The sequence below is a fragment of the Thalassospira alkalitolerans genome (genome assembly GCF_002115745.1).
In the GTDB taxonomy this organism is placed as follows: domain Bacteria; phylum Pseudomonadota; class Alphaproteobacteria; order Rhodospirillales; family Thalassospiraceae; genus Thalassospira; species Thalassospira alkalitolerans.
Map to the genome: position 1 here is coordinate 104,503 of NZ_JFKB01000003.1, position 15,443 is coordinate 119,945.

At 52.9% G+C, this 15,443-nt stretch carries 14 protein-coding genes; 10 read left to right on the forward strand and 4 right to left on the reverse strand.

Annotation, left to right across the window (positions count from 1 at the left end):
* Positions 1 to 83 precede the first annotated feature (83 nt).
* The 4 genes from TALK_RS05605 to TALK_RS05620 all read left to right on the forward strand — a co-directional run bounded on the left by TALK_RS05605 (position 84) and on the right by TALK_RS05620 (position 4,956).
* Positions 84 to 1,673, forward strand: a complete 1,590-nt coding sequence (locus TALK_RS05605) for an ABC transporter ATP-binding protein (protein WP_085617115.1) — start codon at positions 84 to 86, stop codon at positions 1,671 to 1,673.
* A complete protein-coding gene (locus tag TALK_RS05610; protein WP_139833741.1) occupies positions 1,660 to 2,739 on the forward strand; it encodes an ABC transporter permease in 1,080 nt (359 codons plus the stop codon). The genes TALK_RS05605 and TALK_RS05610 overlap by 14 nt, the downstream gene beginning before the upstream one ends.
* Complete coding sequence (locus TALK_RS05615; protein ID WP_085616754.1) at positions 2,739 to 3,659, forward strand: ABC transporter permease; 921 nt, start codon at positions 2,739 to 2,741, stop codon at positions 3,657 to 3,659. The genes TALK_RS05610 and TALK_RS05615 overlap by 1 nt, the downstream gene beginning before the upstream one ends.
* A 214-nt stretch (positions 3,660 to 3,873) precedes the next feature.
* Positions 3,874 to 4,956: a BMP family ABC transporter substrate-binding protein gene (locus TALK_RS05620; protein ID WP_245829704.1), complete on the forward strand. Its 1,083-nt coding sequence runs from the start codon at positions 3,874 to 3,876 to the stop codon at positions 4,954 to 4,956.
* Positions 4,957 to 5,026: 70 nt separating this feature from the next.
* Here TALK_RS05620 and TALK_RS05625 read toward each other — a convergent pair whose 3' ends face one another.
* Positions 5,027 to 5,413 carry a hypothetical protein gene (locus TALK_RS05625; protein ID WP_085616756.1) on the reverse strand — a complete coding sequence of 129 codons (387 nt, stop codon included), beginning with the start codon at positions 5,411 to 5,413 and terminating at the stop codon, positions 5,027 to 5,029.
* Between the two features lie 145 nt (positions 5,414 to 5,558).
* On the opposite strand from TALK_RS05625, the gene TALK_RS05630 reads away from it, so the two are divergent.
* Positions 5,559 to 6,746 carry a helix-turn-helix transcriptional regulator gene (locus tag TALK_RS05630; RefSeq protein WP_245829732.1) on the forward strand — a complete coding sequence of 396 codons (1,188 nt, stop codon included), beginning with the start codon at positions 5,559 to 5,561 and terminating at the stop codon, positions 6,744 to 6,746.
* A 115-nt stretch (positions 6,747 to 6,861) separates the two neighbouring features.
* Here the strand turns inward: TALK_RS05630 and TALK_RS05635 are convergent, their stop codons facing one another.
* Positions 6,862 to 7,473 carry a hypothetical protein gene (locus TALK_RS05635; protein WP_085616760.1) on the reverse strand — a complete coding sequence of 204 codons (612 nt, stop codon included), beginning with the start codon at positions 7,471 to 7,473 and terminating at the stop codon, positions 6,862 to 6,864.
* A gap of 348 nt (positions 7,474 to 7,821) precedes the next feature.
* On the opposite strand from TALK_RS05635, the gene TALK_RS05640 reads away from it, so the two are divergent.
* The 3 genes from TALK_RS05640 to TALK_RS05650 all read left to right on the forward strand — a co-directional run bounded on the left by TALK_RS05640 (position 7,822) and on the right by TALK_RS05650 (position 10,670).
* Positions 7,822 to 8,355 (forward strand): PAS domain-containing protein, encoded by a 534-nt coding sequence (locus tag TALK_RS05640; protein WP_085616761.1) that lies wholly within the window; start codon positions 7,822 to 7,824, stop codon positions 8,353 to 8,355.
* 27 nt (positions 8,356 to 8,382) lie between these two features.
* Positions 8,383 to 9,558, forward strand: a complete 1,176-nt coding sequence (locus TALK_RS05645) for a methyl-accepting chemotaxis protein (protein WP_085616763.1) — start codon at positions 8,383 to 8,385, stop codon at positions 9,556 to 9,558.
* Positions 9,559 to 9,632: 74 nt separating this feature from the next.
* Entirely contained in the window at positions 9,633 to 10,670 is a 1,038-nt protein-coding gene (locus tag TALK_RS05650; RefSeq protein ID WP_085616764.1) for a histone deacetylase family protein, read from the forward strand.
* 75 nt (positions 10,671 to 10,745) lie between these two features.
* Here TALK_RS05650 and TALK_RS05655 read toward each other — a convergent pair whose 3' ends face one another.
* Positions 10,746 to 11,660, reverse strand: a complete 915-nt coding sequence (locus TALK_RS05655) for a LysR family transcriptional regulator (RefSeq protein WP_085616766.1) — start codon at positions 11,658 to 11,660, stop codon at positions 10,746 to 10,748.
* 267 nt (positions 11,661 to 11,927) lie between these two features.
* On the opposite strand from TALK_RS05655, the gene TALK_RS05660 reads away from it, so the two are divergent.
* Positions 11,928 to 13,124: a urate hydroxylase PuuD gene (locus tag TALK_RS05660; protein WP_085616768.1), complete on the forward strand. Its 1,197-nt coding sequence runs from the start codon at positions 11,928 to 11,930 to the stop codon at positions 13,122 to 13,124.
* Between the two features lie 105 nt (positions 13,125 to 13,229).
* Here TALK_RS05660 and TALK_RS05665 read toward each other — a convergent pair whose 3' ends face one another.
* Positions 13,230 to 14,213, reverse strand: a complete 984-nt coding sequence (locus TALK_RS05665) for an MBL fold metallo-hydrolase (RefSeq protein ID WP_085616770.1) — start codon at positions 14,211 to 14,213, stop codon at positions 13,230 to 13,232.
* Positions 14,214 to 14,365: 152 nt separating this feature from the next.
* Between TALK_RS05665 and TALK_RS05670 the strand changes: the two genes are divergently transcribed.
* Positions 14,366 to 15,271 (forward strand): LysR family transcriptional regulator, encoded by a 906-nt coding sequence (locus tag TALK_RS05670; RefSeq protein ID WP_281251276.1) that lies wholly within the window; start codon positions 14,366 to 14,368, stop codon positions 15,269 to 15,271.
* Positions 15,272 to 15,443: the final 172 nt, after the last annotated feature.

Consider the following 15,443-nt stretch of genomic DNA (forward strand, 5'->3'; position numbering starts at 1 on the left):
ACCAACGCGACGCGTGATCGGATCGCAATAAAGGGGGGGCAGAAGTGACGTCCACGACCGGGAATATCGGATCAGAAACAGGCATGGAAATGACGAAGGGGGCAAAGCCAGCGCAACTTGAAGTGCGCGGCGTGACCAAGGCGTTTCCGGGCTGTCTGGCGAATGACGATATCAGTTTCCGTATTGAACCTGGCGAAATCCATGCCCTTTTGGGGGAAAATGGCGCGGGTAAAAGTACGCTTGTCAAAATCATTTATGGTGTATTGCAGGCCGATCAGGGCGAATTGCTTTGGGATGGCAAGCCGGTCAAGATCCATAGCCCGCATGATGCGCGCGAAATGGGTGTTGGTTTGGTATTTCAGCATTTCTCGCTGTTTGAAACCATGACGGTGCTGGAAAACATCGCGCTTGCGATGAATGATGTGCGCGATATGGCCGCCCTTCGCCAACAGGTGGTCGAGGTCGAAAAGACCTATGGTCTGCCGCTTGACCCGGATCGTCATGTTTATACTCTGTCGGTTGGCGAACGGCAGAGGATCGAGATTGTTCGTTGTCTTTTGCAAAACCCCAAGCTGCTTATTTTAGATGAGCCAACATCGGTTTTGACGCCGCAGGAAGTCGAAAAACTGTTTGAAACATTGCGCCGTCTGGCGGATGAAGGCTGTGCGATACTTTATATCAGCCATAAACTGCACGAGGTTAAATCCCTGTGCCAGCGTGCAACCGTGTTGCGCGGTGGCAAGGTGGTTGGCGGGTGCGATCCGCGCGCCGAAACGGCGAAATCCATGGCCGAAATGATGATCGGCCAGAAGTTGACCGCCCCGGACCGCCGCGGCACACGCAATTTCGGCGATGTTCGCCTTGATGTTTCCAGCCTGTCCTTGGTCAGCGACGAACAATTTGGCACCGACCTTAAGGGCATCGACCTTAAGGTGCGCGGCGGCGAAATCATGGGCGTTGCCGGGGTGGCCGGGAATGGTCAGAACGAATTGTTTCAGGCATTGGCCGGTGAAATCGAAATTCTGGGTACGCCCGATTGCATCCGGATTGATGACAAACCGGTTGCGCATTTTGGTCCACGGCGTCGTCGTCGTCTTGGCGCGGCCTTTGTGCCCGAAGAACGCAATGGTCATGGGGCTGTTCCGGATATGAGCCTGTCGGAAAACGCATTTCTAACGGCGTTCCGACGGATGGCATTATCGGCGTGTGGTTTGATCAGCGAAGTTCCGACCCGGTCCTTTGCCGATAATATCATCAAGACATTTGATGTTCGCACTACTGGTGCCTCGGCCGAGGCCGGAAGCCTTTCGGGCGGGAACCTTCAGAAGTTTATCGTTGGGCGTGAAATCCTTCAGGATCCGGGGCTGTTGGTGATTTCCCAGCCGACCTGGGGGGTGGATGCCGGGGCGGCAAGTGCCATCCATCAGGCGTTGCTGGATCTGGCAAGCAAGGGCACGGCAGTTTTGGTGATTTCACAGGATCTGGACGAGATTTTTGCCATCTGTGATCAGGTGGTGGTGATGTCCGAAGGCAAGATGTCAATCCCGCGTCCGATGGCCGAGGTGAGTATCGAGGAAATCGGTCTGTTGATGGGCGGTCTTCACGATCACGAAGGCGATGCGCCGCAAATGGCGCCAGCACATATCGAAGGAGGCCGCGTTGATCAGGCTTGAACCCCGTCGCCAGCATAGTCAGGCGATGGTTTATCTATCGCCGGTTCTGGCAATTTTGATGACGCTGTTTGTTGGCGGGATCATCTTTTCCTTTATGGGCAAGAACCCGTTCGATGCACTCTATACCTTCTTTATCCTGCCGATCAGCAACAGCTATGGCATTTCCGAACTGTTCGTTAAGGCTACGCCGCTGGTAATCATTGCGGTGGGGCTTTCGATGGGGTTCCGGGCCAATGTCTGGAATATCGGGGCCGAGGGACAGTTGACCATGGGCGCCATTTTCGGTGGTGGTCTGGCGCTTTATTTTCATGACAGCGAAAGCATGTTTTTGCTGCCGGCGATGTTTGTTTTTGGGGCGATTGGCGGGGCGTTTTGGGGGGCAATCCCGGCCTTGCTGCGCACGAAATTCAATGCCAATGAAATCCTGACCAGTTTGATGCTGACCTATGTCGCAACGCTGTTTTTAAGCTATCTGGTTCATGGTCCTTGGCGCAATCCCGAAGGGTTCAATTTTCCGGAATCCCGTCCGTTCCCGGATGCGGGACTGTTGCCGATCATTTATGATGGCACGCGCGTTCATCTGGGCACGGCCTTTGCGGTTTTTGTCGTGATTGCCGGGTGGATTTTATTGTCCAAATCCGTGATTGGGTTTCAGTTGCGCGTTGTGGGCAAGGCCCCGCAGGCCGCCCGCCATGTCGGGTTCCGTCAAAAACGCATGGTCTGGTTTACCCTTTTGTTGGGGGGCGGGCTTGCCGGGCTTGCCGGTTTGTTTGAAGTGGCCGGGCCGATTGGTCAGTTGCAGTCGCAAATCTCGCCGGGTTATGGCTTCACCGCGATTATCGTCGCCTTTCTTGGGCGGTTGCATCCGCTGGGCATTTTGTTTGGTGGGCTAATCATGGCGCTGACCTATCTGGGGGGGGAATTGGCCCAGATTACGCTTGGCCTACCTAATGCCGTGACCGGCCTGTTTCAGGGGATTTTGCTATTTTTCCTGTTGGCCTGTGATGTTTTGACCAAATACCGGGTGCGGTTTGGAACCCCGGTTGCCAAAGGGGAGGCCATATAATGGATTGGCTTATTCCACTGACCCTGACCGTGATCACGGCGTCGACCCCGCTTTTGTTGGCATCGGCCGGTGAATTGATTACCGAAAAATCCGGGGTGCTTAACCTTGGCGTTGAAGGCATGATGCTGGTCGGCGCGATTGCCGGTTTTGCGGTAACCGCATCCAGCGGGTCGGCCATTTTGGGCATTCTGGCCGCGATTGTTGCCGGTATATTGATGTCGTTGATTTTTGCCTTTTTGACCTTGACCCTGATGGCCAATCAGGTGGCAACGGGGTTGGCGCTGACCATCTTTGGTGTTGGTTTTTCGGCCCTTGTCGGATCAGGTTTTGTTGGTTTCGCGATTAAACCGTTGCCGGGGCTGCATATTCCGTTTCTGACAGATTTGCCGGTGATTGGTGAAATTCTGTTTGGGCAGGATTTTCTGGTTTATCTGTCGATTGCAGCCGTGATTGGCATCGGGTTTTTCCTGACGCGCACCCGTGCGGGGTTGATACTCAAGGCGGTTGGGGATTCCCATTCATCGGCCCATGCCATCGGATATTCGGTGATTAAAATCCGTTATCTGGCGACCATGTTTGGCGGCGCGATGTCAGGCCTTGCCGGGGCGTATCTTTCGCTGTCCTATACTCCGATGTGGGCCGAAAATATGACGGCGGGGCGTGGCTGGATTGCGCTTGCATTGGTGGTGTTTGCGACATGGCGTCCGGGGCGCCTATTGGCCGGGGCGTATATGTTCGGGATGATTTCAGTGTTGCAGCTTCATGCGCAAAGTGCGGGCGTTCATGTGCCGTCGCAATTCATGTCGATGCTGCCCTATCTTGCGACCGTGATTGTTCTGGTGATCATTTCCAGTGATCGCGCAAAGATCAGATTGAATGCACCTGCCTGTATCGGGCAGGCGTTCCGACCCGCACAATAGGGTCGGTTAAACGGGGCCGGGGTACATAAATGATGCCCTAACCCGGTGGGAGGAAGTGCGTATCGGGCCAAAACTCAACCAAGCCGCTCGATTATATCGGTGCGATATTGGCCGGCCGGCTTGGCTGAGTCTTGGCCCGTCTAAGAACACGTCATTGATTGCGTACAGGATTGTGTTTAAATCCTGATCAGGTGATTTACAGGGAGACCAAATAATGAATGCAAACCTCGTGAAGCGCACGCTTGCCGCCGTTGTGGCAACCGGTGCACTTGCTTTTGGTATGGGTGCTGCCCAGGCCGAAGACGTCAAAGCCGGCTTTGTCTATGTCGGTCCGATCGGTGACCATGGTTGGTCCTATCGTCACGACATCGGTCGTCAGGCGATTGAAGCCGCCCTTGGCGATAAAGTAACCACCAGCTATGTCGAAAGCGTTCCGGAAGGTGCCGATGCCGAGCGTGTGATCCGTCAGTTGGCCCAGACCGGCCATAACCTGATTTTCACCACCTCTTTCGGTTTCATGAACCCGACGCTTAAAGTCGCCAAACAGTTCCCGAATGTTAAATTCGAACACGCGACCGGCTTTAAACGCGACGCCAATGTTTCGACCTATGCCGCACGCTTTTACGAAGGCCGTTATGTTGCCGGTGTGATTGCCGGTAAAATGACGAAATCAAACATTGTTGGTTATGTCGGTTCGTTCCCGATCCCGGAAGTGGTGCGTGGCATCAATTCGTTCATGCTGGGCGCTTGGTCGGTTAACCCGGATGTCAAAGTCAAAATCGTTTGGGCCAACACCTGGTATGATCCGGGCAAGGAAGGCGATGCTGCCAAGGCCCTGATCGATCAGGGGGCTGACATCATGGTTCAGCATACTGACAGCCCGGCCCCGCTGCAGGTTGCTGAAAATCGTGGCATCGTTGGTTTTGGTCAGGCATCTGACATGATCAAATTTGCCCCGAAAGCACAGTTGACGGCGATTGTTGACCACTGGGACGAATACTATGTTTCGCGTGCCAAGGCTGTTCTGGATGGGACTTGGGAATCAACCGACACCTGGGGGGGGATCGCATCGGGTATGGTTGATCTTGCACCTTACACCAACATGCCTGACGACGTGAAAGCACTGGCCGAGGAAACCGAAGCCAAGATCGCATCGGGTGAACTGCACCCGTTCGCAGGCCCGATCTATGATCAGGCTGGCGAGTTGCGTATCAAGGAAGGCGAAGATGCGCCGGATGGCATGCTGCTTGGCATGGATTGGTACATCAAAGGCATTGATGCCGAATTGCCGAAGTAATTCGGATTTCCGGTTTATTCAGGCCGGTTGATTTTGGCCCCGTGCGTTAAGTCGCGCGGGGCTTTTTGTTTCAGACGTCCTTGGCAACGGTTGTTTCCGGATCGCCCGGACGAATGCGTTTGGGGCTTTCTTCTTCGTGTTCGTAAACGATCATTTCTGTTTTGGGGTGTCGCAGGGCGTAAAGGACCGCGCGCCAGGATTTTAGTTTAATCTTGTGCGAGCGTGCCTTCCCGGCCCAGCGTTCACGGAACAGTTCCATATCCTCGCGGCGGGAAAAATAGATCATCATATCAACAACCGGGGCGGTTTGGCCGGACCGGGGCAGTTCGATATTGCGAATGCCCATGGTCCATCTATCGCTGCGGATGTTTTTGTCCAACCAGTCGAGCACATTTTGCGCTGATTGCTTTTCGTGGATCACCACGCGATAGGGAAAGTTCCGAAGATCTTTTGGCATATGTCCCCCAAAGACAGGTGTTCCCGGTTGGGCAATGATACATGAAGCTACTTTAAAAGATGTGTAAATCCTTGGTCTTTGAATTTGAAAGGTTTATCAATTTTAAAGATGAATGAAAACAAGGGGGAATGGCGCGTTGAAAACCATGGAAAATGAATTCAGCGTTCTTAACCGGATGATCCCGGCGCTGTATGAAGCGGCCATTTCGCCCGAATTGTGGAAAGATCAACTTGATTGGTTAACCCCGATATTGGGAAGCCAAAATATAGTTTTGTTGCGTATTGAAAATATCCGGCCTGAAATCTCTGATTATTCGTTCCATGCTAACAGCTGGATCACGCCGGAAATGGTGGGGGAATATCTTCGTCTCGGGTTGAACCACAATGATGGATCTGCCTATTTCCACCAGCTTGATCTTTACGAGTTTTCAATCGGTGACGAGATGCGCCATCGCAATGGGGATATGTCGCCATCGCGCTTTTATCCCTGGCTTGAGGAAGCCACAGGCTGCAATCGGGCGGCAGGAATGTGTCTGTTAAAGGAACCGTCTGGATATGACATCCTGACTACTCATTATCGCGATGATGGCCCTTTTGTTCCGGATGAAGCCGCTCGCATGCTGCGCATTGTTGGTCCGCATTTGACAAAGGTTCTGGAAATGAACCGACCGGTCAATCTTTTGCGGCACCGCTATGGTGGGTTTCTTGATGTGTTGGATCGGTTGCGGATCGGGGTTGGGATTGTGACGGCGGGCTCGGAACTTGTGATTGCCAATGACGAATTCAATCGCATCGTTTCGACCGGTGACAGTCTTGTGCTGGGGGCCGGTGCCAGCCTTTCGGCACGTGATGATCATGATGGCCGTCTTTTGCGTGATGCCGTTTTGAAATTAAGCCGCAAAGATGGTTTGATGACGACGTCTGAAAGTTTGCGACTGAACAGCCGGATCAATGAAAACAGTGCCTATTTGCTTGATCTGTCGCCCTTGCGTGAAAGTCGCGGGACCTTTGGGGGGCAATTTTCCGGTGTGTTAATTACCGTGGTTGACCCTTTCTGGTACACCGATCTGAATGTCGGTTTGATGCGGCAACATTATAAACTGACCGCGACCGAGATTGAAATTTTTGACGCTGTCCTACGCGGGTTAAGCAACCGCGATATCGCCGAACATTTGGGCAAGGGGCCTGAAACCGTCAAATCACAGCTTACCAGCGTATTTCGCAAGACGGGTACGAATGATCGGCTTGAACTTGTGCGTCTTGCGGTTCAACTGATCATTCCCTTGAACGATGACATGGATACCAAACAGCCAAGGATCAATCGCGGCATATAAGATTTGCGGGTAATTTACGACCCGGTCGATCAGATGGTCGACCGGGTTGTTTGCCGTGCCCCTTTTCGGTGGATTTGGTCTTATTTGATCATCCGCATGGGGATTGGTCTTGGTATCAGCTGGCACCCTGACCAAGGTCGATCACATTGTCTTCGACAAGGCCGCGCTTTTTGTGGACCTTGGTGTATTTGATCGGCCATTTGTTGTCAGGTGAATAGAACCAGCTGCGTGTGCTTGATCCATCGGTGCAAACCACCTCGTAGGTCGGGATGGTTTTGGCGCCGACGGTGACCATTGCAGTACCGGCAACAATGCAATCACGTGTTGCGGACCACGTGTCTTTGCCGTCTGTGCCTTCGATGTCAAAAGATTCCATCGTGCCGACCTTAAGGGGCCAGATGTCGCCTTTTTTGACAACGGTCTGTGTGCCGCTAGATCCGTCGCAATCTGCCCATTTGACGTCTGGGCTCATGAAGCCGAGGCCTTCTGATGTGCATCCGGCGGCGCTGCCCTCTGTGATTTCGAAAGCGAAACCATTTGGGCTTTTGGCAGTAACAGTCAGTGTTTCCTTATCGCCATTGCGATAATAGGTATAAGTATCCCCAACCGCGAGGTCCGGCTTGGCCAGTGACAGCAGGCTGACCTGACTATTGCGAATGACATTGCTGTTTGTCTGGCAGGCCGCCAGTCCGATCAGGACGGCAAAAGGAATAATCAGTTTCTTCATCAAAGTCTCCCGGGCGTGTAAGACCCGGTCTGCGCTTCCCCCGTGCAGACCGGGTCGGGCATGTTCGTTGTTATTCAATGTTATTTTGAACATCCGAACATCCCCCGCATGGGGGATGTTGATCGGGATTTGATGCCAAAAAGGGATGGAATATCAGTGCGTGCCGATGTGTTCCTCAGATGGTTCTTGATAATATTGTTCTAATTTTTAGGCATCCGCTTAGGCCATGTATCACATGGATATTTTACATTTTTCCTTCGCAGTTATGCCGTTACGTGATATTCCGACACGCAAAATGGCCCTTCTTTGCAGGGCAGATAATCGGATAAAATAAATCGGGGACTAAACGTGAGTGAAACGAAAGTCACGGCCAACCCAACCGGCAAGGAACGTCATTTCAAACCGGAAGAACTGATTGTTAGCAAGACCGATCTTAAAGGTCGGATTATCTATGCCAACGATGTGTTTTTGCGGCTATCGGACTATCGTGAAAAAGACGTGTTGGGCCAGCCGCATTCGATTATTCGTCACCCTGATATGCCGCGTTGCATCTTTAAGTTGCTGTGGGATGAAATCGCGGCCGGGCACGAGATTTTTGCCTATGTCGTTAACATGTCAAAAAATGGTGACCATTACTGGGTCCTTGCTCATGTCACGCCCAGTTTTGACCAGAACGGCAAGATTGTTGGTTATCACTCCAACCGTCGCGTTGCCGACCCGAAAGTCCTTAGAGACAAGATTATTCCGCTTTATGCGGAACTTCGCCAGATCGAGAACAGCACGGCCAACCGCAGGGACGGCATGAATGCCGCCGTCAAGGCGCTGTCGCAGAAGCTTTCAGATGCCGGTCTGGCATACGATAAATTTATTCAAAGCCTTTAGGGCCGGTTGCAAATTCGAGGGTACAAAATGTCTCTATTTGGTGGTTCCAGCAAATCGGGTATCAAAAAGGCGCTCAATGTTGTTCTGGCTGCGGCCGAAGGTGATTACGAAGCCCGTATTACCAATGTCGACAGCCATTCAGACATGCGCGAACTGTTCATCGCAATCAATCGCTTGATTGACCGCAATGATGCGTTTTTGCGTGAAAGTGCGGCATCAATGGGCGCGGTTTCCGAAAACCGGTATTATCGCCGGATCGTCGAAACCGGTCTGGTTGGTGCCTATTTGACCTCAGCGCAGAAAATCAATGCGGCAACGTCGTCGATTGAACAAAAGCTGGCTGGCTTTAATAGTGTTGTTGAAGAATTCAAAAGTGGCTCGTTCGAGGCGGTCGATCAGATCGCCGAGGCCGCAGGCGCGCTTGCCGATGCGTCGGGTGATGCCAATCGTATTGCCCATGAAACCAGTTCGCGGTCGACCAATGTTGCGGCTGCAGCCCGTCAGACGGCGGCCAATGTATCTGGTGTGTCCGGTGCATCCGAAGAACTGAACCAATCGATCCGTACCGTTGCCGAACAGGCCCGTGAATCGGTTGAAATTGCCCATCGCGCCAATGGTCTGGCCCAGGAAACCGATGGTCGTATCGGTCAGCTTGAAGCGGCTGCTGGTGAAATTGTTGAAGTTGTCAGCTTTATCCGCGATATCGCCGCCCAGACCAATCTTTTGGCGTTGAACGCGACGATTGAGGCTGCTCGTGCGGGCGAAGCCGGCAAAGGTTTTGCCGTTGTCGCCAACGAGGTCAAGGGGCTGGCTAACCAGACCAGCAAGGCAACTGAATCGATCGAGGAAAAAGTTCAGGATATCCAAAGCGCGATTGAGGGCTCGGTTAATTCGATCCGTCAAATCGCATCCGTGATCGATGATCTGGCGGCGCGTGCGGACCTGATTTCAAACAATGTTGAAACCCAGACCGCACTTTCGACCAATATCACGCGCAATGTCGAGCAGGCATCAAGCGGCGCACAGGAAGTGACCGATCATATTACTGTCGTTTCCGAAATGGCCGGTCAGACCGGCGAAGCCGCCGATACCACACGTGACATGGCCGGGCGTCTGGCCAGTGAAGCGGAAAATCTGCGCAAACAGTTGGGCGGGTTCCTCGATACGATTGCTGAACTGCTTTATAGCACTGCCCGCAAATAGGCATATTTGTCGGGGCATGCTTTGGGATAAGGCGATAACGTTCTTTATCGCCTTTGTCAGAAAGGAAAACGGCTATGCGTGTCTTCTTTAATTCTCGCCATGATGCCCACGAGGGAAATGGCGAAATGCACCATGGTCGGCTTATTCCATGTTTTGAAAATTCGCGCCGTATGGCGATTATTCGCGATGCGGTGGCCCATGCGGTTCAGGCACAACTGGTTGACCCGATCGATCATGGCATGGCACCAATTGCCGCCATTCATGATGCGGATTATCTGGCCTTTCTGGAAAAGGCTTGGGCGGATTGGTCAGCTGCGGGGAACAAGCATGATGCCTTTCCCTATGTCTGGCCAACGGCGGGTTTTTCCGGTGGTCATCCGGCGCATATCAGTGCACGGCTGGGGCAATATGCTATTTCATCCGATACCCCGATCACGGCGGGTACTTGGAAGGCAGCCTATTGGGGGGCGCAAACCGTTGTTTCGGCCGCGGATGCGGTTTGGAATGATGGCGAGGCATCCTTTGCCCTGACACGTCCGCCCGGCCATCATGCCCATGCCAATCGGTATGGCGGTTATTGTTTCCTGAACAACTCGGCGATTGCCGCTCAGCAAATGATTACCAAGGGGGCGAAAAAGGTCGCAATCCTTGATGTCGACTATCATCACGGCAACGGCACACAGGATATTTTCTATGTCCGCGCCGATGTTTTGACGGTATCGATTCATGCCGATCCCAAACATCAATTCCCGTTTTTCATGGGCTATGAAAATGAAACCGGGCGCTTGGACGGACAAGGTGCAAACCTGAACATACCGCTGCCCGGCGGATCGAATTTTGATCGCTGGGGATTGGGTTTTGCCAAGGCGATGCAGAAAATCGTCACATGGCAACCCGATGCCTTGGTCATCGCCCTTGGCGTTGATGCCCACGAGGCCGAAACGCTGTGTGATTTCAAACTGCAAACCGATGATTTCAACCGCGTTGGTCAGATGATCGGACGTCTGGGGTTGAAAACTGTATTTGTTATGGAAGGCGGTTACGCCCATGACGTGATCGGGTTGAATGTGGCCGCTGTGCTGGGTGGTTATCTGGATGAAGCTAAAAAGTAATACAAATAAATCACCCGGAGATTTGAGGGCGTATATTTTGTATGAGGATTATGATTGCCTCCAAGTCTTTAGCTTTTAGACTTTGTCCCAAGGCGGCGTGCCGCCAAATTCCGATACCAGAAAATCGACGAATGCGCGCATGCGGGTTGGAAGATACCGGTTTTCGGGATAAAGCGCGTAAACCGCATGCGATGGCGGCGTATAGTCGGGCAGGACGACTTGTAGCTGGCCATTTCGAACATATTCCCCGACTTCCCAGTGCGATTTAAGGGCAATGCCGTGCCCGTCAAGGCACCAGCGGGTCAGGACTTCGCCATTGTCGGAATCCATCGATCCCGACACCGAAAGGGTCACAGCACCTTCTTCCTTGGCCCCGTTTAGCGTCCATTGATATTGCTGCGATCCGGGAAAGCGTAACAGCAGGCAATTGTGATGCAGCAAATCACCCGGTGCTTTGGGCGTGCCTTGACGTTTCAGATAGGCCGGGCTGGCGACAAGCATGCGTTTGTTGGCCGCAAGCTTGCGCACGATCAGCGAGCTTTCCTTAAGCTCGGCGATGCGGATCGCCAGATCGACTTTGTCCTGCAAAAGGTCCAGCAACCGATCCGATAAATGCAGCCGAATTTGCACATCCGGGTTCTTTTTAACGAATTTCGGAATAATTGGCGCGACATATTTGTTGCCAAACGCCACCGGGCAGGTCAGCGTTACCGGGCCACGCGTGGTGTTTTTCTGATTGGCGATGGCGTTTTCGGCTTCTTGCATTTCGGCCAGAATGCGCAGGCAGTGGCGATAATAAACATCGCCCTCGGTCGTCAGGCTAACCCGGCGCGTGGTGCGGTTCAAAAGCCGAACGCCCAGTCGTTCTTCAAGGCGCGCAATGCGGTTTGACACTACAGCGGCCGAATGACGCAATTCGCGCCCGGCAGCAGACAGATTGCCAAGTTCGGCGACGCGGACAAAAATCTGGATGTCCTCAAAGTCGGACATGGGGCTGTATGCTCCTGATAGGACGTTCTTGTTTTTGGGATTCAGAATTCTTCAAATTATCGGCGGCTACTGTGGCATTTTAAAAAATAACTTGAAAGTCATTTCGATTATGCTCGGGTGGTTAATAATAGAGCCGCCCGGTGCGCTATGTTAGGACTCTGATTGGAATAATTCCGGATTTCGTCGGCCAATCGGCGGTGGAGCCGGCAAAGGGGATGGCAGGGCACGTGAGAGAGTGCACGCCTTGCAAGACGGAGGTTTCAAAGGGTGGATATACTGTTTCAGGACTGGATCAATCTGATCCTGCGCTGGGCGCATTTGATTACCGGTATTGCCTGGATCGGTTCGTCCTTTTACTTCGTCTGGCTGGACTTGTCGCTTCGCAAGCGCCCAGGCATGGATGAAGGCGTTTATGGCGAAGCATGGATGGTTCATGGCGGCGGGTTTTATCATGTCAATAAATGGATGGTTGCGCCCAAATCCATGCCGGACGATCTGCACTGGTTTAAATACGAGGCCTATTTCACCTGGCTGACCGGTTTCGCGCTTTTGGTGACGATGTATTACTGGAGTGCCGAAAGCTATTTGATTGATCCCAGCGTGATGGCGCTTGGTAAATGGGATGCGATCCTGATCGGGCTGGCCAGTTTGTTTGCTGGCTGGGTGATTTATGATCTGATGTGCAAAAGCCCGATTGGCCAAAGCACGGGCAAGCTGGCGGTTGGTGTCTTCATCCTTGCGATGGTTGCTGCCTATGGATTTACCCATGTGTTTAGCGGCCGGGGTGCGTTTATTCATGTCGGGGCGATGCTGGGCACCATCATGGCAGCCAATGTGTTTCGCATCATCATTCCAAACCAGAAAAAGGTCGTTGCCAGCCTTATGGCCGGTGAAACGCCCGATCCGGCATTGGGGCTTCAGGCCAAACAGCGGTCGACCCACAACAATTATCTGACACTTCCCGTTTTGTTGATGATGATCAGCAATCATTATTCGATGCTGTTTTCCCATGATCAGTCATGGCTGATTGTCGGGTTGATCCTGATCATCGGCGGTTTGGTGCGTCATTTCTTTAATACGCGCAATGCAGGCGGCACCGGCAAAGCGATTGCATGGCAATTGCCTGCCGCCGCGATTGGTATGGCTATTTTGGCGATGTTTGCATCCTATGATCCGAATGCCGCGAAAATGGCAGATCAAGATGTGATCACAGCAAATCATGCGCAGGCGATTATCCAGACCCGCTGCACAGCATGTCATTCCGCCAATCCCACCGATGAAGGATTTGACGAGGCGCCGATGGGGGTGATGTTTGATGATCTGGCCCAAATCGAAGCCAATGCTCAGCGCATTCTGGCCCAAGCGATCATCGGGCGCGCCATGCCATTGGGCAATATGACCGAAATGACCGAAGATGAACGTGCCGAGCTTGGCCATTGGATTCGTAAAGGCATGCCGGAATAATTTGGTTTTGAGCGATTAAAACATAGGGCGGTCTGCGCGATGCAGGCCGCCCTATGTTGTGTGATATCTGAAATACGAAATTGGCGGAAACGAGATCAGACGAGATCAGACATCAGCGCGATAGTTCATCGGCACCCAGTCATACAGGGTGCTGTCTTCGCGGACATGACCGATCCCCGGAAAGGCGATGTGGGCCCCGGCCACCAGATATTTTTCGGCAACGGCTTCGGCAAAGGCCGCCTCGCGGGTGATGATTGCCATGTCGGGATCGACGTCAAAGACAATCGAAACGCCCGGTTCGTCGAACTGAATGACATCCCCGTGGGTGATGTCGCCCCAGTGAACGAATTTTTCGCCCTTGCTTTCGAACCATAATGCACTGTGGCCCGGCGTGTGACCGGGGCGCAGGGTGGAATTGATTAGACCGGGCAACGGGGATGTATTGTCGTCAAATGTCTTGAAACGATCAGCATCAATATAGGGGCTGGTTGCTAAAGCGGCCTCGTCGAAATATTTTTTATTGCCTTCGGCGGCTGTTTCCTTGTTGGCAGGGTCAAGCCAGTAATCCACTTCCCGCTTGGGTGCGTGCACCATTGCATTCGGATAGATCGCCTTGCCGTTCAGGATCAATCCACCCGAATGATCTGTGTGGATATGGGTCAGAACGATGTCGTCGATCTGTTCCGGTTTGTAACCCGATGCCCGGATATTGGCCGGAAGTTTGCCCAGTTGCGGACCCAGAAAATCGCCGCTTCCGGCATCAAGCAGCACCAGACGATCCCCGAAGTTCAAAAGATAGGCGTTAACCGATGTGAATGTCGGCGTGCCCTGAAACGCATTGGCAAGGGCCGTGCGGGCATGTTCGTGGCTGGTGTTCAGGTATAAATCGGCAAGCGGAAACTGACCGGTGCCGTCTGAAAGAGCGGTGATTTCGACATCGCCGACTATCAAGCGGTAATAGCCCGGCACTTGGGTGCCGGTCAGCGGGGCCTTGGCGTTTGCGTGCAATGGAACGAAAACGGTGCTTGCCGTCGCTCCGATGGCTGCGGCCGCAAGTGAACCTTTAAGCATATCTCTGCGTGACAGCATTGGAATGTTCTCCTGGATCAAATGGCCGGATGTGAACCGGCGGCTTGTAACCTGATAGGGAAAAGCTATATTCAGATCAGTCAGCAATCAAATCGATGCCAGTCATGGATAATATTGATCATTTCAATTTACGATCTTTCGATCTCAATCTCATGATTGCGTTTGACGCAATGATGCAAGAGTTGAGTGTTACCAAATCTGCGGCAAAGCTTCGCATCGGTCAGTCGGCAATGAGTCATAATTTATCAACGCTGCGGATGCTGTTGCAGGATGATCTTTTCGTCCGTGTTGGTCAGAAAATGCAGCCGACGGCAAAGGCGCGCGCCCTTGCCGGGCCGGTGCGTGCGGCCCTTGCTCAGGCGCAAAGTGCGCTTAAGGCCTGCGATGTTTTTGATCCCGCGACCGAAGTCCGCGTCTTTCGCGTTGGTTTGACCGACGAAATGGAAATGGTTTTGCTGCCCGAATTGATGAAGCGTCTGCAAAACGAAGCGCCGGGAATTAAACTGCTAAGCCGTTCCATCACCGTTGATACCGTCGATACGATGATGGATGTCGGGGAGATTGATTTGGCCGTGGGGTGCAAGGATCTTTTGCAGTCACGCTATCGCGGCGAGATTCTTTTTGAGACCGAGGTAACATGTTGCTTTAACCCGATGCTGATTGACAAGCCCGGGGCGATGACGCGCGATGACTATCTTAATGCCCGCCATGCCGTTTTGTCGCAGACTGAAAATGTTGCGGGTTGCGTCGGTGTTGCGCTGGAGGGCATGGGGATCGAACTTGATATCGTTGTGGCGGCCCCCGATTTCATGCCGCTTCTGGCGGCAGCTCGTCATGCGCCGCTGATTGCCACTGTGCCCTGCCGGATTGCCCGCCAATATGCGCCGCTATTTGGGCTTGAGATCAGGGCCATGCCGTTTGATATGCAATTTCCACCGATATCGATGAACTGGCCGATGCGGGTCGATTGTGATGCGGGTGGCATGTGGTTGCGCGATCAAATTCGCAGCGTTGTTGGTATCTTGTCGGATGATCTTGTTCAGCGTGCTGCCGAATAATACGCGTCCTTAAATAAAACACCCCACCGGCGAACCGGCGGGGCGGGATGCTTCGGCCCCCGGGCATTGTGGTGCAATAACCGCAGTCAAAGACGAAACTTCCGCCTTTGAAATAGGCGTTGAAAAGCCCGGGGTCAATGTGGTTAAAAAATAATCAAAATATAATTAATGA

Bases quoted from the DNA above. Each gene is read 5' to 3' on its own strand.
- TALK_RS05605 (WP_085617115.1), top strand. From the start codon at position 84: ATGGAAATGACGAAGGGGGCAAAGCCAGCGCAACTTGAAGTGCGCGGC.
- TALK_RS05620 (WP_245829704.1), top strand. From the start codon at position 3,874: ATGAATGCAAACCTCGTGAAGCGCACGCTTGCCGCCGTTGTGGCAACC.
- TALK_RS05650 (WP_085616764.1), top strand. From the start codon at position 9,633: ATGCGTGTCTTCTTTAATTCTCGCCATGATGCCCACGAGGGAAATGGC.
- TALK_RS05665 (WP_085616770.1), bottom strand. From the start codon at position 14,213: ATGCTGTCACGCAGAGATATGCTTAAAGGTTCACTTGCGGCCGCAGCC.
- TALK_RS05635 (WP_085616760.1), bottom strand. From the start codon at position 7,473: ATGAAGAAACTGATTATTCCTTTTGCCGTCCTGATCGGACTGGCGGCC.
- TALK_RS05615 (WP_085616754.1), top strand. From the start codon at position 2,739: ATGGATTGGCTTATTCCACTGACCCTGACCGTGATCACGGCGTCGACC.
- TALK_RS05645 (WP_085616763.1), top strand. From the start codon at position 8,383: ATGTCTCTATTTGGTGGTTCCAGCAAATCGGGTATCAAAAAGGCGCTC.
- TALK_RS05625 (WP_085616756.1), bottom strand. From the start codon at position 5,413: ATGCCAAAAGATCTTCGGAACTTTCCCTATCGCGTGGTGATCCACGAA.
- TALK_RS05670 (WP_281251276.1), top strand. From the start codon at position 14,366: ATGATTGCGTTTGACGCAATGATGCAAGAGTTGAGTGTTACCAAATCT.
- TALK_RS05655 (WP_085616766.1), bottom strand. From the start codon at position 11,660: ATGTCCGACTTTGAGGACATCCAGATTTTTGTCCGCGTCGCCGAACTT.
- TALK_RS05630 (WP_245829732.1), top strand. From the start codon at position 5,559: ATGGAAAATGAATTCAGCGTTCTTAACCGGATGATCCCGGCGCTGTAT.